The 26,933-nt window shown below is 34.5% G+C and carries 16 protein-coding genes; 10 read left to right on the top strand and 6 right to left on the bottom strand.

The annotated features are described in order from the left end of the window. Positions 1-3: 3 nt before the first annotated feature. The 3 genes from CXF54_RS11125 to CXF54_RS11115 form a co-directional block, all read right to left on the bottom strand. Positions 4-4,317: a CusA/CzcA family heavy metal efflux RND transporter gene (locus CXF54_RS11125; RefSeq protein ID WP_101203602.1), complete on the bottom strand. Its 4,314-nt coding sequence runs from the start codon at positions 4,315-4,317 to the stop codon at positions 4-6. Between the two features lie 66 nt (positions 4,318-4,383). Further along, positions 4,384-4,773, bottom strand: coding sequence for a hypothetical protein (locus CXF54_RS11120; protein WP_101203601.1), 390 nt, complete (start codon positions 4,771-4,773; stop codon positions 4,384-4,386). 59 nt (positions 4,774-4,832) lie between these two features. Next, positions 4,833-8,276: a hypothetical protein gene (locus CXF54_RS11115; protein ID WP_101203600.1), complete on the bottom strand. Its 3,444-nt coding sequence runs from the start codon at positions 8,274-8,276 to the stop codon at positions 4,833-4,835. Positions 8,277-8,484: 208 nt separating this feature from the next. On the opposite strand from CXF54_RS11115, the gene CXF54_RS11110 reads away from it, so the two are divergent. From CXF54_RS11110 to CXF54_RS11085, 6 genes are all read left to right on the top strand, one after another. After that, positions 8,485-9,246 carry an exodeoxyribonuclease III gene (locus CXF54_RS11110; protein WP_101203599.1) on the top strand — a complete coding sequence of 254 codons (762 nt, stop codon included), beginning with the start codon at positions 8,485-8,487 and terminating at the stop codon, positions 9,244-9,246. A 21-nt stretch (positions 9,247-9,267) separates the two neighbouring features. After that, positions 9,268-10,221 (top strand): OmpA family protein, encoded by a 954-nt coding sequence (locus tag CXF54_RS11105; protein WP_101203598.1) that lies wholly within the window; start codon positions 9,268-9,270, stop codon positions 10,219-10,221. A 177-nt stretch (positions 10,222-10,398) separates the two neighbouring features. Continuing rightward, positions 10,399-11,433, top strand: coding sequence for an aldo/keto reductase (locus CXF54_RS11100; RefSeq protein ID WP_101203597.1), 1,035 nt, complete (start codon positions 10,399-10,401; stop codon positions 11,431-11,433). A 138-nt stretch (positions 11,434-11,571) separates the two neighbouring features. Further along, complete coding sequence (locus CXF54_RS11095) at positions 11,572-16,986, top strand: fibronectin type III domain-containing protein (protein ID WP_101203596.1); 5,415 nt, start codon at positions 11,572-11,574, stop codon at positions 16,984-16,986. A 28-nt stretch (positions 16,987-17,014) separates the two neighbouring features. Beyond that, positions 17,015-17,920, top strand: a complete 906-nt coding sequence (locus CXF54_RS11090) for a type IX secretion system membrane protein PorP/SprF (protein WP_090841632.1) — start codon at positions 17,015-17,017, stop codon at positions 17,918-17,920. A gap of 20 nt (positions 17,921-17,940) precedes the next feature. Further along, entirely contained in the window at positions 17,941-19,851 is a 1,911-nt protein-coding gene (locus tag CXF54_RS11085; RefSeq protein ID WP_101203595.1) for an OmpA family protein, read from the top strand. A 407-nt stretch (positions 19,852-20,258) separates the two neighbouring features. On the opposite strand, the gene CXF54_RS11080 is transcribed toward CXF54_RS11085, so the two are convergent. Together CXF54_RS11080 and CXF54_RS11075 are read right to left on the bottom strand one after the other, a co-directional pair. Further along, a complete protein-coding gene (locus tag CXF54_RS11080; RefSeq protein ID WP_101203594.1) occupies positions 20,259-21,803 on the bottom strand; it encodes an Rne/Rng family ribonuclease in 1,545 nt (514 codons plus the stop codon). Positions 21,804-22,151: 348 nt separating this feature from the next. Further along, positions 22,152-22,442 carry an HU family DNA-binding protein gene (locus CXF54_RS11075; RefSeq protein ID WP_055442767.1) on the bottom strand — a complete coding sequence of 97 codons (291 nt, stop codon included), beginning with the start codon at positions 22,440-22,442 and terminating at the stop codon, positions 22,152-22,154. Between the two features lie 137 nt (positions 22,443-22,579). Between CXF54_RS11075 and mutY the strand changes: the two genes are divergently transcribed. The 4 genes from mutY (at position 22,580) to gldD (ending at position 26,099) form a co-directional block, all read left to right on the top strand. Further along, the gene (gene mutY, locus CXF54_RS11070) at positions 22,580-23,620 is read left to right on the top strand and encodes an A/G-specific adenine glycosylase (RefSeq protein ID WP_101203593.1); all 1,041 of its coding nucleotides are present in this window, start codon (positions 22,580-22,582) and stop codon (positions 23,618-23,620) included. Positions 23,621-23,711: 91 nt separating this feature from the next. After that, entirely contained in the window at positions 23,712-24,161 is a 450-nt protein-coding gene (locus CXF54_RS11065; RefSeq protein WP_101203592.1) for a single-stranded DNA-binding protein, read from the top strand. A gap of 9 nt (positions 24,162-24,170) precedes the next feature. Then, entirely contained in the window at positions 24,171-25,475 is a 1,305-nt protein-coding gene (locus CXF54_RS11060; protein WP_090841622.1) for a gliding motility-associated protein GldE, read from the top strand. 45 nt (positions 25,476-25,520) lie between these two features. Continuing rightward, a complete protein-coding gene (gene gldD / locus CXF54_RS11055; RefSeq protein WP_101203591.1) occupies positions 25,521-26,099 on the top strand; it encodes a gliding motility lipoprotein GldD in 579 nt (192 codons plus the stop codon). A 105-nt stretch (positions 26,100-26,204) separates the two neighbouring features. On the opposite strand, the gene CXF54_RS11050 is transcribed toward gldD, so the two are convergent. Then, positions 26,205-26,660, bottom strand: a complete 456-nt coding sequence (locus CXF54_RS11050; RefSeq protein WP_101203590.1) for a hypothetical protein — start codon at positions 26,658-26,660, stop codon at positions 26,205-26,207. Positions 26,661-26,933 lie beyond the last annotated feature (273 nt).

Genomic DNA, 26,933 nt, shown 5'->3' with positions numbered 1-26,933 from the left:
TCTTTATAGTGTTAAGTGATTGATGGTGATTACGGTTTGGTTGTATTGATTTAATTGTTCTAAATAGCTAATCTGAATATCTTTTGCAGTCTCTAAACTCTGTATGTATTGAAAGAAATCAATTTCACCTTCTTTAAAAGTTCTATTTGCTGTTTTTATTATTTCTTCGGAAAGCGTTTGTCCTTGCGTTTCGTAATAATTAATAGCGTCTTCATACTGCTGAAGCTTTGCCAATAACGATTGATATTCGGCATTTAATTTAGCCTGATAATCTTGTTTTTGTTCGGCAATAATATCTTGTGCAATTTTTGAAGCTTTAATTTTAGAGCGTTGACCACCAAATAAAATAGGAATTTTAAGACCTAGTTGATAGCCTTTAATATTATCGTTTAGAGTACTATTTGTACCTTGAAAGTATTCCGCATTTAAATCTGGAAGTAACTTTTGTTTTTCTAATTTAGTTTGTGCTTTTTGATAATTAATAGTAGCGTCAAAAAGGGATAACCCTACATTTTGATTAGCAGATAGTTGTTCTATGTCTAGCTTTTGAAGCAAACCGTCAACAGTAGTAATAGAATCTACTTGCACCATTTTTTTAAGCTGTTCGTGATATAAGGTCACCTCTTGAAGGGATTGTTTATATAGTGTTTCCAACTGTTTCTGTTTGGACTGTGCAGTGATCATTTCTAGATAATTAGTTTCACCTAACTCAAAACGACGCTTTGCTTTTTGTGCAAAATCTTTATACAAGCTGTCTAAATATTTATAATTTTTGGCTTTGTTTTTAGCATAACTTAACTGGTAATAATTGGCGTAAACTTGTTTTGTCAATTGTTGTAATTGTAAACTAAAATTAGCTTCTTGTAAACTTACTTTAGATTCGTTTACTTTCTTTTCAGCAAAATAAACCGTTGGAAATTTAAAGTCCTGTGAGATGCCAAAAACCTTAAGAGGCTCATTGTTTACTGCTAAATTACTTTCGTCATAATTATAATAAACGCTCGTTTTATCAAACGTAAAAGCTGAGCCAACTAAAGCGTTGGATTGCTCAATTTTTAAGTTTTCACCTTTTAAATTCGCATTATTTTCAATTGCTAATGCTATTGTTTGTTCAATATTTAATGGTTTGTTTTGTGCTTGAATACTAATAGTTAATAGCAAGACAACCACAGAAATAATAGTTTTCTTATTGATTTTAAGCGCTTTTTTTTCTTCGTACCAAGCATATAAAACAGGTAATACCACTAAGGTTAATAAGGTTGCAGTTACTAAACCACCAATAACAACCGTTGCTAAAGGGCGTTGTACTTCTGCACCTGCATTTGTAGAAATAGCCATAGGTAAAAAACCTAAAGCAGCAGCTGCTGCTGTAAGCAAAACGGGGCGTAAACGTTCTGTGGTTCCTTTTTTTATACGTTGGTTTATGTTACTAAAACCTTCCGCTTTAAGCGCTTTAAAATGCTCGATTAATACAATTCCATTTAGTACTGCAATTCCAAATAATGCAATAAAACCAACGCCTGCAGATATGCTAAATGGTAAATCTCTAGCCCATAATAATAGTATACCACCAACTGCGGATAACGGAATTGCAGAATAGACGATTAGTGCTTCTTTTACGGAGTTAAATGCAAAATAGAGTAGAATAAAAATTAAAACTAAAGCCAACGGAACGGCTAATAATAAACGGTCTTTTGCACTTTGAAGATTCTCAAATTGTCCGCCATACGTAATACTGTAACCAACAGGTAATTTTAATTTACTGTCTATAATGTTTTGCACGTCATTTACTACAGATTGTAAATCTCTGTTTCTAACATTTATACCAACGACAATGCGACGTTTGGTGTCGTCTCGAGATATTTGAGCAGGACCAGTTGTATAGCTGATTTCTGCTAATTCGCTAAGCGGAATTTTATTTCCGTTAGGGGTGTCGATGTAAAGGTTTTCAAGACTTCCTATATCTTTTCTGTTGTTTTCTTTTAAACGTAGGACTAAGTCGAAACGTTTTTCGCCTTCAAAAACACTTCCAGCTGTTTTTCCCGCAAATCCCATAGAGATAACATCATTTAAATCTGATATATTAAGTCCATATCGTGCAATTTTACTTCTGTTGAATTTTACACTCATTTGAGGTAAGCCTTCTACTTTTTCAACCGAAAGATCTACAGCGCCTTCAACGTTTTCAATAAGTTCTTTGATTTCATTTGCTTTGCTTGCTAATATCGATAGGTCATCACCAAAAATTTTAATGGCTACATCTGCTCGAACTCCAGTAACAAGCTCGTTAAATCGCATTTCTATAGGTTGTGTAAATTCAACTTCCATACCTGGAATTACGGTTAAAGCTTCTTTGAATTTATCTGCTAACGCGTCTTTGTTTTTAGCAGAAGTCCATTCGTTTTTAGGCTTAAGCTTTATAATTACATCGCTTTGCTCCATGGACATGGGGTCTGTTGGTACTTCTGCAGCTCCAATCCTACTGACTACTTGGTCTACTTCAGGAAAGTTGTCTAGTAGGATTTGTTCTATTCTAGTAGTGATTTCTATGGTTTTTCCTAGTGACGTTCCTGTTTTTAAAACCGGTTGAATAACAAAATCACCTTCATCTAAAGTGGGTATAAATTCGCCACCCATTCTACTAAAAACATAAATACTAGAGGTTAGTAATAATGCTGATAACACAACAACTATTCTTTTATTAGACAATGCCCAATTAATAATAGGTTGGTAGGCTTTATTTAAAAAGGTCATTAATCTAACCGACATGTTTTTTGCAGACTGTTTGCTAGGTTTTAAAAACAAAGATGAGACTACAGGAACATAGGTTAAGCATAAGATCATGGCGCCTATTAAAGCAAAGCTGAAAGTCATTGCCATAGGCTTAAACATTTTTCCTTCAATACCACTTAAAGACAGAATTGGAATAAACACGATTAAGATTATTAATTGCCCAAAAATCGCTGAATTCATCATTTTTGATGCGCTTTTTAGTGTTATTTGATCAATTTCTGCTTGTTTTTCGGTTTTATTAATTTCAGAAAGATGCGATGCTTTGGACATGATTTGAAACGCAATAAATTCCACGATAATAACTGCGCCATCAATGATAATTCCAAAATCTATAGCACCTAAACTCATTAAGTTAGCATCGACACCAAATTGACGCATCAATATAATGGCAAACATTAAGCTTAACGGGATAACAGAAGCTACGACTAAACCAGAGCGCCAATTACCAAGTAGTAAGACGACCACGAAAATAACGATTAGCGATCCCAGTATTAGGTTTTCGGCAACGGTGAATGTTGTTTTTGCAATCAGTTCGCTTCGTTCTAAAAAGCCATTTATATACACACCTTCCGGTAATGTGCTCTGTATGGATGCGACACGTTTTTTTACAGTATCAATAACTTCTTTAGAGTTGCCATCTTTAAGCATCATGATTTGTCCTAATACTTTTTCGCCTTCACCATTTCCTGTAATGGCTCCAAAACGTGTGGCACTTCCAAAGCCGACAGTAGCCACGTCTTTTATGTATATTGGTGAGCCATCATTTTTAACAACACTATTTTCTATATCTTCTAAAGAGCCAACTAGACCTTCGCCACGAATAAAAAAAGCTTTGTCATTTTTTTCAATATAACCACCACCAGAAACACTGTTGTTTTTTTCTAAAGCTTCGTAAACTTCTGCAATAGAAATGTTCATGGCAGTAAGCTTGTTAGGATTTATAGCAACCTCATATTGCTTTAAAAATCCGCCCCAAGTATTCACTTCAACCACGCCAGGAATTCCGGACAATTGACGCTTTACAATCCAATCTTGGATGGTACGTAGATCCATTGTGCTGTATTGGTCTTTGTAGCCCGGTTTAACATCTAATATGTATTGGTAAATTTCGCCCAACCCAGTGGTTATAGGCCCCATTTCGGGTGTGCCAAAACCTTCTGGGATTTGTTCGGAAGCTGATTTAATTTTTTCGGCAATAAGCTGTCTAGGTAAAAAGGTTCCCATGTCGTCATTAAAAACGATGGTTACTACGGATAATCCAAACTTTGAAACAGAACGAATCTCTTCTACTCCAGGTAAATTAGCCATTTCTAGCTCTACGGGATAGGTTATAAATTGCTCTACATCTTGCGTAGATAAGTTTTGCGATGTTGTAATAACCTGTACTTGGTTATTGGTAATATCTGGCACTGCACCAATTGGTATTTTAGTTAATGAAAAAATACCAAAGCCTATAATAAAGGCTGTAAATAGAAATATGATCAGCTTATTTTTTAAGCTGAATCTTATGATGTTTTCTAACATAATTCATAATATTTAAGAAATAATAAATGCCTGTTTTAAGTAAACAGGATTAAGATCTAAAATGAATTATGCGTGCTTGGGCGGCTGAAAAACAGAAGTTTTTTCAGAGTCTGTTATCGTTTCGTTGTAATGAAAATTAAAAGGGATTTCAATAAATTCGTACTGGTTAAAGTCAAAATTATTTGCAATATTTATAAAAGAGGTATTGATGTGTGTACACATGTGGTGATTATCCTTAAACGGAAGGTCTTTGTGTTCTTTATGATCATTATCATGCGTGTCTCTAGCGTCTCCGTAATGTTCTGCTAAAAACTGAAAAAACGTGTCACCATACATTTCTTCATGAAATTCTGCATGTTCTAGCAACACACTAAACTTAGAAATATCTTCCAAGTTTATGTTGAAACTCTGAACGAGAATCAAAAGTGAATAGGTGATTGCTAAAATTTTGCTCATAATTATATACAAATTTACACAATTAGAAATGTCAATAGGTAACAAAGGTTACAAATGTCTTAAAAATAAGCTTTTAGTTGCACGTTTCCGGTATGGATGGTCTTGCTAGTTTCAGTCTTACGTCCAAAATAAGTTAGGTTTAAATCTAAAAATTTGGTTAGTTTTTTTTGTGCTAGTAAGGTCCAAGTAAAGTTTTTTCCGGGTTGTAAACCTTCTAGCATTTGGAAAGCAACAGGACTGTTGGCATTACCTTCAAAATTGTTATTAAAGACATTAAATTCGCCAGAAATGGCACCGACTTGCGCGTTGCCTTTAGGAGAAAACGCAAAAGATAGACCATATTTTTGCTGTTTTAAGGACTCTAGATTATTGATGGTATTGTCTTTGTTTGTAAATTGATAAAAGACATCAAACTGCACATTTTCGTTTAGTAAATAGGATAATTTAGGATTGAATTTATTAGTGTCAATGTCAAAGTTTTTACTACTAAAATTTTCGCTATTACTAAACTGTTGCTCTAAAGCAGAGGTCAAAGTCACTAGCCAACTATTTTTAATTTTATGGATAAAATTTAACTGATGACTTTTAAGATTGTTTTCAATAAATCCAAAGCTTAGTGTGTTTTCGCTACTATTCCATAAATAGGTGTAAGACGTGGTGTAGCGTTGTTTTCCGCGATTAAAAAACAACACATTTCTAAAATTAAGCGTTAGTCCTAGTTGGTTGTCTTCGCCTTGCTTGAATGGATTTAAGTCGAAGTCATTATCGTTACGTATAATTTTTCGGTCTATTAGATAGCTACTTTGATTATAAAATTTGGAGAGTACTTGTTTTGTTTTGCTCTTAGAGTTCACCCAATCTATAGGATTTAGGGTAACGGTTTGACTTAATCTATTTTGATGTGTTTTAATAAAAACTTGATTAGGTAATAAGACTCTAATATATTCACCTTGATCTTGGAATTGTGCTATTTCAAACTCTTCTAATTCTTGGATGCCATTTTCGTTATAGTCAATCCATGTGTAGGCACCTTGACCGGGCTCGACTTGCACATAAGTAAAGTCTTGCTGTGGCAAGGTTCCGGAATTAGTTTCAAAAGCGGTGTTCCAAATAATACCATTTTTTAGAAAACGTTGATTAAATAATAGGCGAGAGTTTAATGAGTTTTCATTTGCTTGTTCTTGGTCTTCATTTTTTAATGTTCTGTAATTAACATATAAGGACAGATTAGTTTTTTCGTTTTTAAGTAATCTAGAATCCAAGTAATACGTGTTAGAGCTATTGACACGATCTAGTTTACCGTTACGCAAGCTGTCATTTACACGATATTTGTAACCAACTTCCGCATAAATATTAGTGCTGTCTCCAATACCAGTAAAAGCTTCGTAAGCAGTAAAACGTTGTGTTAAGTCTGTAAATTGCTGTGTTTGGTTAATACGTTCTTTATTTTCTTCAGCAGAAAAACCAGTTCCAATCCATTGTTTTTTTAGAGTGTATATGGCTTTGTTATACGTTCTAAAAAATTTAGAGGAGTTATCGCTACCATCAGCTTTTAATATATTGGTGTTAGTTGATAATCGTAAATTACCAATATTAATATTTGCTAAAACATTGTGTTTGCTTCCCGAAAAATTTTCGGAATAATCTAAATGCTGAAAGCTATAATTAATATAGCCTTTTTTATGATGAAAACTTTGTAGGCCAACCGATACTAATGTTTGGTCACCAAAGTTTGTGTTTAAAAGGTTAGAATTGGTTTGGCTTAAATTCCAATCACGGTTAAACTCTGGCGCATATAAACGTTGTATGGTTTTAAAGTTTTGCTGAATATAATCTGCATCCAAAACCGCATTTAAATTCCATAGACTATCGTTTTTTATAATGTTTTGTTCGACGTTTAATTTACCTGCAAAACCGGTGTTGTTAGCGTCATCTGCGCTAGAGAATAAGTTAAGATCATTTTTACTGGCTGCCAGTTCAAAACCAACGTTAGTTTTTTTAGTGGGTTTGTAAGCACCGTTTAGTGTCGCTATTTGTAATAATGTAGGCGCTACCAATTGTACAATCGGAGCGTAGTTACCTTGTTTTATGCCTGCGATAGGCGCGGTAAATTGATAGATGTTATTTATGGCATTACTAGACGTTAGCGTGTAATCCCCTTGATTGTCTCCAACTAATGTAAAAGTGACACCAAATAAGGTGTCGTTTGGATTGTTAGAAAACACATAGATATCTTCCCCATTAAAAAGCTCTTTTTTGTATAAGATCCGATTTTCATTAAAGGGTTCTGGCACCTCAGAAGATGTTACCATTTGTTGCGTGTTATCTCCTGCAGTACTTAAAATTAAGACTTGGTCTTCAGATAGATTTTGCTGTAATGGGTTGTTTTTAGAGTCGTTTTCAGAATAAACAGAGACGCCTAGTTTTAGTTTTTCGCTTTCATGATTCCCACCGCCATAGGCTACAATTCTAGAGTAGTTTCTTTCTGAGTATTGAAAATCTATACTGATTCTCATTTCTGAAGTAACAGGGTAGGTCGGGTTGAAGATAATTTCACCTGCATTATAATCAATGATATAGTCTTCGTTCTCGCCACGTTTTAGTGCAACACCATTAACAAAAACAGTTTCACTTCCGGACACAATTAACACAAATAATTCTCCGTTGGGGCCTTGTAATTTATAAGGACCTTGATTACCTTCTTGCGCAGTAAATTGGAAATTTGCAAATTGACCACGGACAATAGCACCTGATGCAAATACATTAGTTTGCTGATCGTCGTCTCCAAATTTGGCTTTAACTTGTAAACCTTGCACACGCTTTGTAAAGGATGCAAAATAGGATTGATTGTTTACCAAATCTATATCACCTGCCCGGATTGCCCAATCGTCAGAAAATAGTTCTAAAAACACTTGGTCAAACTCATCTAAACGCTGAGAATAACCGATTTCTTGTAACGGAATATTCGCATCTTGGATACTTGCTCTAAGGGATACTTTGTCGCTTAGTTTTCCGGTAATTTGTAAATCAAGCTCACTGTTTAACACTGAGTTTTGATTGTTTCCAATGGTGACCCCACGACTAATACTCCCTGAAGTTGTTAATCCATCAAAAGGTGTGTATGTTTTATTGGTATTAGGTTGTGTAAGTTTAACCAGTTTGTTAATGTTATCTGTATTTTCTACAATCACATTTTTATCAAATTGTGTGTAGGTTCTAGTTAAAAACTCAGGATAATTTTGATAGTTAATAATTATAGAATCGGTTGTTATCGGTTTTATTAAGGTAAGTATGGATTTACCAAAATCAACAGTGTAATAGCTAGAGTCTATTGTTGCACCGGTCGTAGTTTTAATTTTAAAACCATTAGTATTAATACTGACGCTGTCAATTTGTATGGTTTTGTTGGTAGCAACAGTCTTTCGGTTTAACCCGTTAGTCTGTTCTTGCGCAAATGCAAAAATTCCGAAGAAAAACAATAAACAGCTAATGGTAAGTTTCATCTCTATCTATAACACTAATATTACTATATTATTTTGTTAATATTTTTTCAGTAAAAGTGAAGTGATTTATCTTGTAAAAGTAAAGCATTATTTAATTTAGCCGAAACAAATGTTTTAAGCATTAAACAAGCTTGGTAAAAAGGTTGTTTTTTTAACTATAATCAATAGCGAACATTATGTGAGCTATTAAAACAATTATTAAACACGCATGAAAATTATCTCATATAACGTCAACGGAATTAGGGCAGCAATCAATAAAGGGTTTATAGAATGGCTACAAAGCGCAGATCCGGATGTGATTTGTTTGCAAGAGATAAAAGCAATGGAGGAGCAGTTGGATTTAGAGTTGTTTAAAGAGGCAGGTTACCATTATAATTACTGGTTTAGCGCTCAGAAAAAAGGCTATAGCGGTGTGGCTGTATTGTGTAAAACAGAGCCTAATCATATAGAATATGGTACCGGAATAGAATCTATGGATTTTGAAGGTAGAAATATTCGTGTAGATTATGACACGGTGTCTGTTATGAGCATGTATTTACCGTCAGGGACAAACGCAGCACGATTAGAGCATAAGTTTGATTACATGGATTTAATCCAAAAATATTTAAACAAGTTAACAGATACGTTACCCAATTTAGTGGTATGTGGAGACTATAATATATGTCACGAAGCTATTGATATCCATAACCCTAAAATGAAAGGTGTTTCTGGGTTTTTACCAGAAGAGCGCGAGTGGTTAGGTAATTTTATAGATTCTGGATTTATAGACTCGTTTAGATTTTTGCACCCGGAGCGTCAAGAATATTCTTGGTGGAGTTACCGTGCCAATTCTAGAGCTAATAATAAAGGATGGCGTTTAGATTATGCAATGGTTAGTCAGCCATTACAACAAAAAATAAAAAGAGCAGTTATACTACCTGAAGCTAAACATAGTGACCATTGTCCTATCTTAGTAGAAATTGAATCATAATCCCAAATAGTAATTAGTAAAATGAAAAACAGAATAACAGTAATCCTATTAGTGCTTATAGCTACCAGTTGTGTGTCGCCAAAAGTGTATAAAGAGTTAGAAAGCAAATACGCGACTTTAAAAAAGGAAAATAGAAATTTAAAAGATGAAAACGGTGATTTGTTAAAAGCTAAAAATAAAGCAGCAAATGACTTAGCGGAATTACAAGCAAAGTATGATAGTGCGGTAAAACGACGTGATCAGTTAAATACCGATTACACAATAGCTAAAAGTAAATATGACGCATTAAAAGCATCTTATGATGCATTGGATGCAAATAGTAGTTCTGCCATTGCAGCAAATACACAAAAAAACAGAGAGTTATTAGCACAGCTAGAAACTAAAGAGCAGGCTTTGGCTGCAGAAAACGCAAGATTAGAACAACTTAAAAAAGAGTTAGAGTCACGCTCACAACGTGTTGCAGATTTAGAAAGCATTATTGCGTCTAAAGAAGCAGAAATGACGGCGCTTAAAAATGCAATCTCAAGTGCGTTAACAGACTTTGAAGGTAAAGGGTTAACTGTAGAGCAGCGTAACGGTAAAGTATACGTCTCTATGGAAAACAAATTATTGTTTGAGTCAGGTAGTTGGGCAGTCGGGACACAAGGTCGCAGGGCGGTTAAACAATTAGGAACCGTGTTAGGGGATAATCCAGAAATCTCAGTATTAATAGAAGGGCATACAGATAATGCACCTTACCCAGCAAAAGGAAACATTAGTAATAACTGGGATTTATCCACAAAACGTGCCACAGCAATTGTGTCTATATTACAAGAAAATAATAATATAAAAGCAGATAATTTAACAGCTGCTGGTCGTGGAGAGTTTGCGCCAATTGCATCAAATACAACACCAGAAGGGAAGGCTAAAAACCGTCGTATAGAGGTTATATTAACACCAAAATTGGATAAGATTACCAATCTTTTAAATAATTAATTAGGGCGTTACCACAAGGGTCGGGCTATCCGTTATATCTTTTTTTGCCATTTATGGCAGCAAAAAAAGGATGCCACTACTATCCCTAACGCAAACCTTAACAAACATTTGACCTTTAGTTACTAACAATAACTAAAGGTCTTTTTTATATTTGTTAGAAAGCTAAACCACATTAAAATGAAATACACTACACTACCAAATACAGATATTAAAGTCAGTAAAATTTGCTTGGGTACCATGACCTTTGGTAATCAAAATACAGAAGCAGAAGGACATGCCCAATTAAATTACGCAGTAGAGCATGGTGTTAATTTTATTGATACAGCAGAGTTATATCCTGTGCCGGCAACAGCAGAGACATCTGGTAGGACTAGTGAGATTATTGGGACTTGGCTTAAACATCAAAAAAGGGAAGCGCTTGTTATTGCTTCTAAAATTGCCGGAACAGGAGATTATACAGCACATATACGCACAACAGGATTTACAGCAGCGTCTATTAGAGAAGCAGTTAATCTAGAATTAACAAGACTACAAACAGATTATATAGATTTGTACCAATTGCATTGGCCAGAGCGCGAAACTAACACTTTTGGTGTTAGAGATTATAGTCATAATCCAAATGACCCTTGGACAGATAATTTTAGAGAAGTTCTAGAGGCTTTAGATCAAGTAAAAAAAGAAGGTAAAATTAGACAAATAGGGTTGTCAAACGAAAAGGCATGGGGAACGATGCGCTATCTAGAAGAGTCTAAAAACAATAATTTACCACGACCGGTAACCATCCAAAATGCATACTCACTTTTAAATCGCGTTTTTGAAGGGGATATGGCGGAGGTGTCTATTAGGGAAAATATTGGGTTGTTAGTCTATTCTCCTATGGCATTTGGTGTCCTTTCTGGAAAATATATTAAAGGAATAGAAGGGCAAAAGGCTCGTTTACATCTTTTTCCAAGATTTACTAGATACAGTAGTCAACAAGCTACAGAGGCTACAAAACAGTATCTGCAATTAGCCGAAAACAATGGCTTAACACTGGCTCAAATGGCTCTTGCTTTTGTCAATCAACGACGATTTGTGACCGGTAATATTATTGGGGCAACTTCCGTAAATCAACTAAAAGAGAATATAGATTCTATAAATTTAACATTAAATACAGAGTTAATGCAACAAATAGATGCGATTCATGCAAAAATACCAAACCCTGCGCCATAGGTAATGTAGGTTTTATCTTCTATTTTTGTGCTTTTTGTCGACGTTTTTTGCTTTTAGTCTATAATAGTATTTTTAACAGTTTTTCAAGACGTTTTTTTTTTAGTTTAGGTCTCTAATTAACTAACTACTTCTCAAAAAATGAAAAAAACTACGTTCATTTTAGCCTTGTTACTATTCTCTATTGGGTGGCAAGCTAATTCACAAATTACAACTTATCCTTACACGGAAGATTTTGAAGCTGGCGACGGAGGTTGGGTAGCAGACAATGGAACTGACGGTACTTGGGCACTTGGTTTGCCTGCGTCTACAGTCATTAACAGTGCTGCATCCGGAGCAAACTCATGGGCAACAAATTTAACAGGAGATTATAACAGTTCAGATAATTCATCTGTAACTAGTCCTGTATTTGATTTATCAACATTAACAGCGCCGACAGTATCCTTTAATATTTGGTGGGAAGCGGAAAACAGTTTTGATGGTGCGGTTTTTCAAAGTTCTATCGATGGCGGTACAACTTGGGTAAATGTAGGAGCATTAGGAGACCCAAATAACTGGTATAATGATGACTCAATTAGTGGTAATCCGGGTGGTCAACAAGAAGGTTGGACAGGACGTAATGGAGGAGGCTCTAACGGTTGGGTCAATGCTAATCATGCTTTAATAGGTTTAGCAGGAGAATCTAGTGTAATGTTTAGATTTGCATTTGGTTCTGATGGATCTGTTGGAAGTGAAGGTTTTGCTTTTGACGATGTTTCAGTTTTTAATACAGATTGCCCTAGTCCTTCAGGATTAATGGCAAACGCAATAACGTCTGACTCTGTTGATTTGTCATGGGCTTTAGGTGATGCAGAAGCAGCTTGGGAAGTCGTAGTGCAAACTGCGGGAACAGGATTGCCAGCGTCAGGCACAGCTGTAACGATTAATACAGGATATACGGTGGGATCATTATCACCTGCAACAGATTATGAAGTATATGTTAGAGCAGATTGCGGTGGAGACTTCAGTGTTTGGGCTGGTCCAGTAACTTTTACTACAGCTTGTGCTGTTTTTACACCTGATTATTTACAAGATTTTACAGCGATTCCAGCTATTTGTTGGGAGGTAGCAGATAGTGGTGATTCAACTACAGGTCCAGGAGACTTAGGGACTTCTTCTTGGACACAAGATGGTTATTTAAACAATGGTACAACAGGAGCATATAAGATTAACTTATGGGTTGCTACTAAAAGTGACTGGTTGTTAAGTCCGCTTTTTGATTTAACAGGTGTTCCTTTTCAAGTAGAGTTTGATTTTGGTGTAATGCCATTTGGAGGTTCAACAGTAGCAGGGACTTTAGGATCTGATGATACAGTTGAGTTAATGATAACTACGGATAGTGGAACAACTTGGACAGTATTACAAACCTTTGATGCTTCATCAGTAATTCCTGACTCAGGTTTACATGTTGTACAAGATTTATCAGCGTATTCTGGAGCTACTGCTCAATTTGGAATTAGAGCTTCAGAAGGAACAATTGATGACGCAGCAGATAATGATGTATTTGTAGATAATTTTCAAGTAAGAGCAGTACCTTCTTGTCCAGATCCATTGGCTATAGCAGCAGTGGTTACTGGAGATACAACTGCAGATATTACTTGGGATGCAGGAAGTACAGAAACAGAATGGCAAATATGGATTCAGGCAGCAGGAACAGGAGTACCAACAACAGATGGTGTTGTTACTAGTTTAAATGCGCCATATCCGGCAACAGGATTAACACCTAGCACACCTTACGAGGTATATGTTAGAGGAAATTGTGGAACAGATGGGTTTAGTGCTTGGATTGGACCAGTAAACTTTACAACATTTAATACTCCGCCACCTGCACCATTAGGGGTTACTTGTGCAACTGGAGATTCAACATTTATATTTACTGAAGACTTCGGTTCAACTCCCGGCGTAGCTCCTTCAGGATGGACAGGTACTGGTTTTGACGCTAGTAATGGTAATTGGAGAATTACTAATCCAAATGGAAATTCTGGTGGAACAGGGCCAAATGTTAGTTGGGATGGTAATGCTGGAGTACATTTGGAATATGAAGCATCAGGTAATTCATCAGATATAGCATCAGCAATTTCGCCAGCAATAGATTTAACAACAGCTTTAGATGGTGCAGAATTATCTTTTTACATGCATGCTTTTGGAGATGATATAGGAACATTAAATGTTGGGGTTAGTACATCCGCAACAGGACCATTTACAACAGAATATACTTGGAGTGGAGATTATCAATCAACAGCAGATGAAGCATGGGTTCCAATAGGAGTTAATTTAGACGCCTATTTAGGACAAGTTATATATGTCGAATATAGTTACGGAGGAACTGGTGCAGGTTTTGAAGGAGATTTAGCTTTAGATCAAGTAAGAGTAGAATCTTGTGGAGATTTTTGCGTTGCACCAAGTGGTATTACCGCGACATCAATAACAGAAACTTCAGCTGATATTTCTTGGACTCCAAATGGAGCAGAGACACAATGGAATTATGTAGTGCAATTAGCAGGAACAGGGACACCTACTTCAGGTACTTTATCAAGTACTACAACCATACCAGTGTCTGGTTTAAATCCTGCAACAGATTATGAAGTTTATGTTCAAGCAGTTTGTGGGGCAGAAAATAGTACATGGGCTGGTCCATTCACATTTTCAACATTACTACAATTTAATTTTATTTTAGATTGTGCAACAGATGGACCTCAAACTATAGATTACTGTTATGACAGTAATGATACTAATGTATTTACATTTACATCAACAGATGGTACGCCACTTAATTTAACAATTAACGCGGGACAAGTTGAAAATAATTTTGATGAGCTAATCGTGTTAGATTCTGACGGAGTTACTAACTTAAACGCTGCAACACCTTATGGTGCAAGTGGACAAATTGGTGGTTTAACATTCCAATCATCAGGAGATACTATTTCTTTTGCTATCGAATCTGATGGAAGTGTTAGCTGTCTAAGTAGTACGACATTTACATCACTTTCTGTAACAGTAACTTGTGCAACTTGTATTAATCCAACAGCAACATTTGTAGTTGTTGACGATTGTGCAAACGGTGATCAGTTTTTAGTCGATGTGGATGTAACGTCAATAGGAGATGCTACTACTTTAGAAATAGAAGATAATCAAGGTGGTGCACCGGTAATGATAACTGCTGCAGGTGTTAGTCAATTTGGACCATATGCTTTTAATACAGATGTTGTTTTTACAGTGTCTAATGTAGACGATGCTAATTGTGTTATTACAAGTAATACAATATCATTAGCAGCTTGTCCACCAAGTAATGATAACCCTTGCGATGCAACAGTGGCTTTAGTTAATAATGGTGAGTCTTGTATCGATGTTAATTCTGGAACTTTAGTAGAAGCAACAGATTCTGGAGTGCCAGCAGGTTCTTGTGCTACAGGTACAGACGATGACGTTTGGTATCAGTTTACAGCATTAGGAGAGCAACAAATAATTCAAATCTTAAATGTTGCTGGAGGATTTAACGTAGATCATGCACTTTATGAAGAAGGTGCTGATTGTAACGATTTAACGCAATTATATTGTACTAATGATGATTCAAGTATAACACCAACATTAACTGTAGGAAATGTGTATTATATCAGAGTATTCTCTGCAGGTACAACAGCAACAACTATAACTTTTGATTTGTGTATCCAAACTTTAGGTGTGCCAACTTATTGTACAGAAGCATTACCAATTTGTGCAGATCCAACAATTTTTTACCCGAGTATAGTTGGTGATCAAGTAGCCCCTTCTTATATCGATTACGATTGTTTAGGAAGTCAGCCAGATCCACAATGGAACACGATTCAGTTTGATGATGCAGGAGATTATGTATTCCAATTAGCACAAACCAATGATGCTGGTGTAGGGTTAGATATTGACTTTATAGTTTGGGGACCATTTCCAGGTCAAGAAGCTGGGTGTTTTGAATTATTGCAAGAAGCTATCGCAGACTGTAGTTATTCTGCTACAGCAACAGAGACTATAACGTTAACAGGAGTTCCAGCTAATTCGATTTATATAATATTAATTACTAATTTCTCTCAACAAGATGGAACATATGTATTTACTCAAGAGTCAGGCCCATTAGATGGAACAAATTGTGATGTTGTTTGTGACGTAGCTTTAGATTACGACGGAATCTTAATAGAACAAGGGGTAACTGCTGCAGAAGGATCAAGTGATCCTATTAATTTATGTGGAAATGATTCTGTTACATTAACGGCGGATACTGCTTATGCAGTTGATTCTTATGATTGGTACGTGAATGGTATTTATCAAGACGGTATAAACGCTCCTACTTTTGTTGCGACAGAAACAGGAACTTACCAGTGTGTTGTAGGTGGTGGTATTTGTGATGATTTTACATTCTCAATATTAGCAACTATTAATTTCTATGACGCAGCAACAGCGAATCAAGCTTTAGATATGGAAGTTTGTGATGATGGTGCAGGAAACGGAGTGTTTGATTTAGAAACTCAAACAGCAACAATCTTAGGGACACAAGATCCTAGTGAGTTCTCTGTAACATATTACAGTGCTTTGTCAGATGCACAAGCAGGTACAGGAGCATTAACATCTCCTTACACAGCTACAGACGGAACTACTATTTATGTTAGAGTGGAGGATGTTGATGCTGTAGGTTCTAATTCTGGTTGTGCCTCTACTAATACGACTTTTAATTTAGTGGTAAGTACGTCTCCAGAAGCGACACAGCCAATGGATATGGAAGTGTGTGATGACGGAACAGGAAGTAATGTATTTGATTTAACAGCTGATGAAGCTACAACAATAGGTACTCAAACAGGTGTGTTAGTAACATATCATACAACTGAAGCTGACGCTTTAAGTGGAGATAATGCTATTGCTACTCCAGCAACTTACACTTTAACAGCAAACTCAGAGACAATTTATGTTAGAGTAGAGAATGCTACTGCAAGTGATTGTTTTGCAACAACAAGTTTTGGTATCTCATATAATCCAGCACCAGAAACAACGTTTAGTGCGGATATGGCTTTTGAAGTTTGTCCAAATGCAACCACTCCAATTATAGTTACAGCAGAACCTGCAAATTATACTTTAAGTGAAGTTAGTATCAAATGGTACTATGAAGGTGGTGAAATTACTGGTCAAACAGGAATTGAATTACCAACGGTTTTATTAGCTGGTGATTATGAAATAGAAGTTACCTTTAATGATTCAGGATGTACTAGTTCTGCATTTGTTACTGTAGACGAGTTAGAAACATGTATAATTCCTCAGGGAATATCTCCAAACGGAGATGGTATTAATGACCGTTTTGATTTAAGTAGTTTTGATGTACAAAGTTTAGAGATTTATAACCGTAATGGTACTTTAGTATATTCTAAAAATAATTACATTTCAGAATGGGGTGGTCAAGCAGACAATGGAGATATGCTTCCAGTAGGAACTTACTACTATGTTATGAAATATCAAGGAACAAAAACAAAAGCCGCTTGGGTATACATAAACAAATAAACTAACTAGAAAACCAATAAGATAACAGATGAAAAAATTAGTATATATCGTATTCCTAGTGTTTATAGGCGTACAAGCCCAACAAGATCCGCAGTACACACAGTACATGTATAACATGAATGTGGTAAATCCAGCCTATGCAGGTTCTACAGAAGGTGTTGCAATTGGAGCACTTTATAGAAGTCAGTGGGTCGGGTTAGAAGGTGCACCAACGACAGGTACTTTAGCTATACACTCTCCAGTAGGAAAGAATGTAGGTTTAGGACTATCTTTAATAAGTGATGAGGTAGGACCAGTAAAAGAGACTAATGCTTATGTTGATTTTTCATATACTATTCCAGTAGGGACAACTACTAAATTAGCGTTTGGATTAAAGGCAGGAGCAACGTTTCATGATATTGGATTAACACAAATTGATTTAGTAGATCCTAATGATCCTTTCTTTGCACAGAATATTAATGAAACAACTCCAAATATTGGAGCAGGATTATATTTTTATAAGCCAAACAAATTCTATATCTCGGCGTCTATGCCAAATATTTTAAACTCGGTGCATTTAGATGCTAACGGGTTTAAGATTGGGTCAGAAACGCAGCACTTTTTTGGTGCAGTTGGATATGTGTTTGATTTATCAGAAGACTTTAAGCTAAAGCCACATGCTTTAGCTAAGGTGGCGTTTGACGCTCCAGTAAGTTTTGATGTTAATTTAAATTTATTTATGTATGATTTTGTTGAGGTAGGAGCGGGATACCGTTTAGACGATTCTTTTAGTGGGATGATCAACTTTTTAGTTGCGCCTAATTTAAGAATTGGTTATGCGTATGACACAATCCAATCTCAATTAGATGTGGTAACTAATTCTTCTCACGAGATTTTTATCAATTTTGATATCAATTTACCAAGAAAAGTTTCTCGTTCACCACGTTATTTCTAATCCAATAAGCTAACCAAACAATGAAAAAAATACAACTATTTATATTCGCCATTTTAATAAGCAGCACAAGTGTGTTTGCTCAAAGTGATGCGACCAAAAAAGCCGATAAATTATTTGCTAAATATAAATTTGTAGATGCTATTGATGCCTACAATAAATTAGTAGAAAAAGGGGAGGGTGATGCCTACGTATATTCTAGATTAGCAGAAGCTAACTATAATATTTTTAGTACAATCGAATCTGAAAAATGGTATGCTAAAGCTTTAGAGGCTGGAGCATCTCAACCAGAAATGCTTTTTAAGTATTCTGAGATGTTAAAAGCTAACGGTAAATACGACGCGTCTAATAAGCAAATGGACAAGTTTGCTTCTATGAGACCTGGAGATGATCGTGCAGTAATGTACAAAGCTAACCCTGAGTATTTATCTAAAATATTAGATAAAGGAAAAAAGTTTAATGTGCAAAACTTAGATCTTAACAGTAAAATGTCTGATTTTGGAGGAACACTTCAAGATGGTAAATTATACATTACGTCTTCAAGAAATGCAAGTAGAAAAAACTATGGTTGGAATGAAGAGCCATTTTTAGATATCTACTCATACACAGCAGCGGAAGATGGTTCTTACCAAGGAGAAACGCTTTTAGACGGAAAGATTAATACTAAGTATCATGAAGGTATTACAAGTTTTACTCCAGATGGTAAAACAATGTATTTTTCAAGAGAAAGTTTCTTTGAAAACATTTACGAAAAAGACAGTTTATCTAATACAAAGTATAGTGTTTTACACTTATTTAAAGCAAGTAAAGGAGCAAATGGATTCTCTCAAGTAGAAGCTTTATCAATTAACAGTCAGAATTATTCTATTAAAAACCCTACTATTAGTGCTGACGGAAGTGCAATTTACTTTGCTAGTGATATGCCAGGAGGTTTTGGAAATTTTGATATTTACAAAGCATCTTTAGATGGTAATGGAAAAGTTGGTACACCTGTAAATATGGGTCAGAAAGTAAATACGGAAGGGCAAGAGATGTTTCCATACATTAGTGATAATAATACGCTTTACTTTTCTTCAACAGGACATTTAGGTCTTGGAGGAATGGATGTGTTTTATACTAAGGAAATTGATGGTAAAATGGCGCCAATACGTAATGTAGGAATCCCTATTAATAGTAATGGAGATGATTTTGCTTTTAGAATGAATGAAGAAACGGGAGAGGGATTTGTATCTTCAAACCGTGAAGGAGGAAAAGGAAGTGATGATATCTATGGTATCAAAAAGTTACAACCGTTATGTGATGTGTTAATTGTTGGAACTGTTTTAGACGAAAAAACAGGGACGCCATTAGTAGGTGCATTAACAACATTAGTAGACGCTCAAGGAAACGTATTAGCTTCTAAGCCTGCAAATGCAAAAGGTGTAGTGGAATATATTGTAGAGTGCGAAACGGGAACTGAATTACAAGTGACTATGGATGGTTATGAAAGTAACAAAGTAACAATAGCTGCAAGTAACGAGGAAGAAGTTGCTGTAACGGTTAGTTTGAAGCCTATAGAGGCTATTGTAACGCCAGAACGTGTTATACTTAACCCAATTTACTTTGACTATGATAAGTCAAACATAACAGCTCGTGCTGCGTTTGAATTAGATAATTTAGTACAAGTGATGAATAAGTATCCAAATATGGTAATACAAGCAACATCACATACAGATTTTAGAGGGTCTAATCAATACAACCAACGCTTATCAGAAAGACGTGCACAAACAACGACACAGTACGTGATTTCTAAAGGAATTGCTGCTAGTAGAATTTCTGCTTCAGGTAGAGGAGAGACAGAGCCGGCTATTGATTGTAATCCTTGTACGGATCAAGATCATGATCTTAATAGAAGAAGTCAATTTTTTATTATTAGTGGAGGACCACAACAATAAATATATTACAAGTTATACAACCAGAATAAACCAAAAAAACCGATATAAAGCCCCACTGTTAAGTGGGGCTTTTTTGATATATTATGTTTGGTTTTTTATTATTATATAAGCAATAGTATCTTGTTTTTGACTAATTATATGGCTTTTTAATTGGTTTTAGGGTGTTTTGGTTTGCGTTAAGGATAGTAGTGGCATCCTTTTTAGTAATGCAAACCAAGGGGTTGTTAGTAGAAGTGTGGCTGGTTTTTAACCTGTTGTATCTTTGTATTACAAGTATTCTAAAAAGATATAACGGATAGCCTGACCTTTGTGCAGATTTTAAAAATCAGGACAAAGGTAACGCCCTAAAAAGTGTTAGTTATTGGGCATAAAAAAAACCTTACTAAATAAATAGTAAGGTTTTTTTGTTATTTAATTTGTTTACCATTTTGATCATTAAAATGATATTCAAGGTATGTGTAAGCATCTCTTGGTTGTATCTTTACCCATTTTTTGTGTTCAAAAAACCATTTTGAACGAATCGATGGAAAACCTTTTGTTAAAAAGGCTGCTATAAAAGGATGTGTGTTTAAGGTCACCTTTTTGTAGTCTTTTTTTAATAATTGTTCTAAGTCATGAGTTATTTTAGGCACAATGTTAATTGGCGCTTCGACTTCTTCTCCTTTAAAACCGTTAGGATTATCCTCTCTGGTTTTAATGTTCATTTCTGGTCTTACTCTTTGACGTGTTATCTGAATCAATCCAAACTTACTAGGAGGTAATATTTTGTGTTTGGCACGATCATCTTTCATCTCATCACGAAGATGATTAAAAAGTTTTTTCCTGTGTTCTGCAGTGTTTAAATCTATAAAATCTACTACAATAATCCCACCCATATCACGTAATCTTAATTGTCTTGCAACTTCTGTTGCTGAGATTAAGTTTACTTCCAATGCGGTGTCTTCTTGAGAGTTTGCTTTGTTAGATCTATTACCACTATTTACATCTACGACGTGAAGTGCTTCTGTATGTTCTATAACAAGGTATGCACCTTTAGACATAGAGACTGTTTTACCAAAAGCGGTCTTGATTTGTCTTTCTATTCCAAATTTTTCGAAAATAGGAACGGTAGACTGATGTAATTTAACTATTGATTCTTTTTTTGGTGCAATTTGCTGCACATATTCTTTTACTTGTACATATAAAGCATCATCGTCTACATGAATTCCGGTGAAGGTGTCATTAAATATATCTCTTAACATTGAAGAGGCTTTATTTAATTCGCCCAGCACTTTGGAAGGATGATTTGCTTTATGTAATTTTTTACACATTGCCGTCCAACGACTAAGCAAGTTTTGTAAATCTTTATCTAGTTCGGCTACTTTTTTGCCTTCTGCTACAGTACGTACAATAACTCCAAAACCTGGCGGAGTTATGCTCCTTACCAAACGTTTTAAGCGCTCTTTTTCTTCTTTGCTTTCTATCTTTTGAGAGATGGAAATACGATCAGAAAATGGTACTAAAACAATATATCTACCAGCTATAGACAGCTCAGAGCTAATCCTTGGGCCTTTAGTAGATATTGGTTCTTTTACTATTTGTACTAAAATAGACTGATTTGATTTTAAGACGTCAGTTATCTTTCCGTCTTTATCAATATCTTTTTCAAATGGGTAATTTTTTAAAGAAAAATCTTTTAGTTTACCTGTGCTTACACTTTTTGTGAATTTTAAAAGGGAGGACATTTTTGGACCTAAATCATGATAATGCAAAAATGCATCTTTCTCATAACCTACATTAACAAATGCAGCATTTAGACCTGGAACAGCTTTTCTTACTTTGGCAATAAACACATCACCAACCGCAAAGTTGTTCCCATCTTCTTCTTTATGTAATTCAATTAATTTTCCATCTTTTAATAAGGCAAAATCAACAGCTTCTGGACTAGATCTAATAATTAATTCTTTATCCATTTAGGTTAATTTTTATCCATACAATAAAGTACAGATGGATTATACATATACCTTAACTTGTAATAAGTTAAGGTATTTTTTTTTCACAGGATTTTTTAAATCCGGTAGAGTTTAATAATCACGCAAGGTTTTACGTGTTATAGATAAACTCTATTTCAAAGAACTTTGTTTCTAATAAACCAAAAAAGTAGTTTATAAAAACTACTTTTTTGAATTATTTTTTCTTCTTGTGACGGTTAGCGCGTCTACGTTTTTTACGCTTATGCGTTGCAACCTTGTGTCTTTTACGTTTTTTACCACTTGGCATAGGGTTAATTTTTTTAAATTAATAATTCGATTATATTGTTTTTACTTTACGTCAACGTTAGTTTTTACACCCTCTACAAATACTTTTGCAGGTTTAAACGCTGGGATATTGTGAGCAGGAATCTTGATAGTCGTATTCTTCGAAATATTTCTTCCTGTTTTTTCTGCTCTTGTTTTAATAATGAAGCTACCAAAACCTCTAAGGTATACATTGTCGCCTCCTTCTAAAGATGTTTTAACCTCTTCCATGAAAGTCTCTACAGTTGCCTGTACATCTCCTTTTTCAATTCCTAGTTTTTCAGAAATCTTTGCTACTAAATCAGCTTTAGTCATTTTCTTTTCTTATTTGCGTTATTAATTTTTCTAAGGGTTGGCAAATATAGTCATTTATTATTCAATATTTCAAACCTAATTCATTAAAATTTAATGTGATAAACTTTACTTTTGCTTTTCTTACTTTTTTCTAATAAATGAATCTCTCAAAACAACTAATTAATTGGTACACAGATAATAAGCGTGATTTGCCTTGGCGTAACACCACTAACCCTTATTTTATTTGGCTTTCCGAAATTATATTACAACAAACACAAGTCGTACAAGGTTTACCTTATTATACCGCTTTTACAACCAATTACCCAACTGTTTTTGACCTAGCAAACGCAGACGAGCAAGATGTGTTAAAGTTGTGGCAAGGACTTGGTTATTACTCTAGAGCCAGAAACTTACATGCTTCAGCCAAATATATAGTAAATGAATTAAATGGGCAATTTCCAGACACTTTTGATGATATTTTAAAATTAAAGGGTGTTGGAGATTATACGGCAAGTGCCATAGCATCCATTTGTTTTAACCAAATCACCGCTGTTGTAGATGGTAATGTATATCGCGCACTATCTAGAATATATGGTATTGAAACTGCCATAAATACAGGAAAAGGGTTTAAAGAGTTTAAAGCTTTAGCACAACAATTAATAGATGTTAAACAACCGGCGACTTTTAATCAAGCTATAATGGAGTTTGGTGCACGTTTATGTAAGCCCAAAAATCCTGATTGTAATATATGTCCTTTTAATACGGTGTGTGTTGCATTACAAAAAGGAACAATAGGTGAGCTGCCAGTCAAGCTGAAGGCCAACAAGGTTACTAAAAAACATTTTAATTTTATAGTTATGCTGTCCAAAGACAACAAAACTATTATTGAACAACGTCAGGGTAGTGGTATTTGGCAAAACTTATATCAGTTTCCGTTAATCGAAACTGAAAAGGAAGCCACGCATGATGTTATAGTAAATGAGATTGAAAATTTAGACATTTTAAAAGACGCAACGTTTGATGTGTCTTTATATAATGATAAGGTTATTGTCCATAAATTATCGCATCAACATTTAAATACTAAATTTTGGATAGTTACTTTAGATCAAGAGTTATCCAAAGGAGTGTTTATAAAACAAATTAAGGACTATCCTGTGCCTATTTTGATTGGAAATTTTATTGAAAATTTTAATTTTTAAACTATAAACCGTAACACCTCAATATTTTTTATTAAATTTATTTACATTGAAGCTTAAAGCTGTAATTTTGTAGCGGTAAAAACCATAACTTATGTCAGGAACATTAAATAAAGTAATGCTTATAGGGCATTTAGGAGATGAAGTAAAGATGCACTACTTTGAAGGCGGTGGTTGTGTTGGACGTTTTCCTTTGGCAACTAACGAGACTTATGTTAGTAAGCAAACTAATGAGCGTGTTACTAATACAGATTGGCATAATATAGTGGTGCGTAATAAAGCAGCAGAAATTTGCGAAAAATACTTAACCAAAGGGGATAAAGTATATGTGGAAGGGCGTATAAAAAACAGAAAATGGCAAGACGACTCTGGTAATGAGCGTTATAGTACGGAAATACAGGTTTCGGACTTTACATTTTTAAACACAAAACGTGATCCAGAAGCGGCTCCAGGAGCTGCTCCAGCAAAGCAACAAGCTAATCCAATGGTTGAAAAACCAGCAGCACCTAAACCTGTTTCTAGTGATGACGATCTTCCGTTTTAATAATTAATTATGGATCCCGAACCCTCGAGTTTTTTAGCGTTATTAGTTACTAACAATATTAATGTTGTACTTGGTTTTGTACTATTAATAGTGCTATTAATATGCTCTGCAATGATATCAGGAGCAGAAGTGGCCTTGTTTTCATTATCCAAGTCAGATTTAGAAGACGAAAATTTAAAAGGTAAAAAACAAATTCAGATTATCTCTAAACTATTAGTGCGTCCAAAAAAATTATTGGCAACAATATTGGTGGCTAATAATTTTATCAATATTGGTATTGTAATATTGTTTGCCTTTTTAGGTAATTATATTTTTGCAAGTATTGCCTCTCCCTTAGCAAAGTTTGTATTAGAAGTTGTTGTTATTACCTTTTTAATATTATTATTTGGAGAAATTTTACCAAAAATATATGCCAGTCGTAATAACTTAAAATTTGCGACGTTTATGGCATATCCACTGCGTGTTTTAGATGTGTTATTTTCACCTTTAAGCTTGCCTATGCGCAGTATAACTTTAGGGATACATAACAAACTAGGAAAGCAAAAATCAAATTTAAGTGTTGATCAATTATCTCAAGCATTAGAGTTAACCAGTGAGCATGATACCACTAAAGAAGAACAAAAAATACTACAAGGAATTGTTAGTTTTGGTAACACAGATACCAAACAAGTTATGCAACCACGTATAGATGTATTTGCTCTAAATGTTGAGCAACCCTATAGCGAGATTATACCAGAAATTATTGATAATGGGTATTCTAGAATTCCGGTTTATAAAGACAATATGGACACTATTATTGGGGTGTTATATGTAAAAGATTTATTGCCATATATAGATAAAAAAGGGTTCGATTGGACTACATTATTAAGAGAACCGTTTTTTGTGCCAGAAAATAAAAAGTTGGATGATTTAATGGCAGAGTTTCAAGAAAAGAAAGTCCATCTAGCGATGGTAGTAGATGAGTATGGTGGGACTTCTGGCTTGGTGTCTTTAGAAGATATAATAGAAGAAATAGTAGGTGATATTAGTGACGAGTTTGATGACGAAGATTTGATCTACTCAAAACTAGATGATAAAAATTATGCTTTTGAAGGTAAAACTGCTTTGAAAGATTTTTATAAGATTATTAAAATAGAAGACGATACTGTTTTTGAAAACCATAAAGGGGAAGCAGAAACATTAGCTGGTTTTATTTTAGAAAATTCTGGAGGATTTCCGAAACGTAATAGTAAAATAAATTTTGAAAAATACGTTTTTACTATAGAAGCATTAGATAAAAAACGAATAAAACGTGTCAAGGTTACATTACCTTAAACAATAACTAAATAGGCGCTAATATTGCGTTTAAGTGCTCTTTTTATGAAAAAAACAATAGTCATTCTTATCTCATTTATTGTATTAGTAAGCTGTGGAAGCGACCCAATTCCAAAACCAAATGGATATTTAAGGTTAGAGTATCCGCAGGCACAATACAAAACCTATGATCAAGATTTGCCATTTACTTTTGATAGAAATGCGCAAAGTGATACCATACGTTTTAAGCCATTAAAAGATGATGTGGAAAGCTTTGGGTTAAATATAGAGTACAAGAAGCTTAAAGGGACGGTTTACTTAACCTATAAGGCTATTGATGGTCAAGAGCGCTTAACTAAATATCTTAAAAACGCACAAAACTTTACACAAGAGCATACTAAAAAAGCAGACGCTATTGAGGAAGTAGTTTGGGAGAACCCAGTTAATAAAGTGTATGGTATGTTTTATGAGGTTGGTGGTAACGCAGCATCACAATCGCAGTTTTATATTACAGATAGCATTAATCACTTTTTAACAGGATCGCTTTATTTTTATGCTAAACCAAATTACGATTCTATTTTACCTGCCGCACACTACTTGCAAAAAGATATTAAGCGTATTATGGAAAGTGTAGAATGGAAGTAAATGTAGTATTAACCATAGCTTAAATAGCAGAAACAAGATATTGGACTAAAAAAAAATCGCTTTACCAGCGATTTTTTTAATTAGGCGTATTTGTGAAAAAAAATATTAAGCTTGTAGCTTTGTTATCAATTCAATAATTTTATTTTGAACCGTTTCAGCAACTTCCTCTTTTTTCACCTTTAAAAAGACAAAACAATTGGAGTAATTACCTTTCAAAGCGTCATTGTAGATGTGTTTTCCTTTTGTCTTAATTTCAATAGTTGATGTCAATGATCTATTATGACGGTTGATAGATGTTAGTTTTATTTTTTTTAATACTATTTTTTCAATTGTGATCTCTCTTTTCTGAGTGTTTTTTAGTTTGTACTGACTACCAACATTTTCAAAAATCAATTTATCATCACTAACACTTAATTGGGTGTAGTATTTATTATTTATTCCGTTTTCTTTCAGTATTGTATTAATTTCTGTAATGTCTTTATCTAAGTCTGTAGATTGAGCAAAGGAAATGGTTGCGCTTAATAAAATAATAATTAAGATAATAGTCTGTTTGATTTTCATAATTCTAATTCGTAATATTTTAAGCCTGTTTTAAGGTGTTTATAGTTTGTGTTCTATAGGTTTTTAAAGAAAATTAAGCTGTGTAAAATGTATTAGTATGTTTCTTATTTTTCCATTCATTTTTTGTTTTCATAAGTGACTGTAATTAATTGCTTAATTTTTAGTCAACCTATTTCAGGAAAATTCAGTCTTTTTGAAACTCAAGTTCTTCAATCTTCTCCTTTAGCTTTTTAATCTCATCGTTTTTACTCATACCCATGTTTTGTTGTACTC

The organism is Olleya sp. 1-3 (genome assembly GCF_002836085.1).
Lineage (GTDB): Bacteria > Bacteroidota > Bacteroidia > Flavobacteriales > Flavobacteriaceae > Olleya > Olleya namhaensis.
Note: the sequence above shows the minus strand (reverse complement) of the source record. Positions and strands in the feature narration are given on the sequence as shown.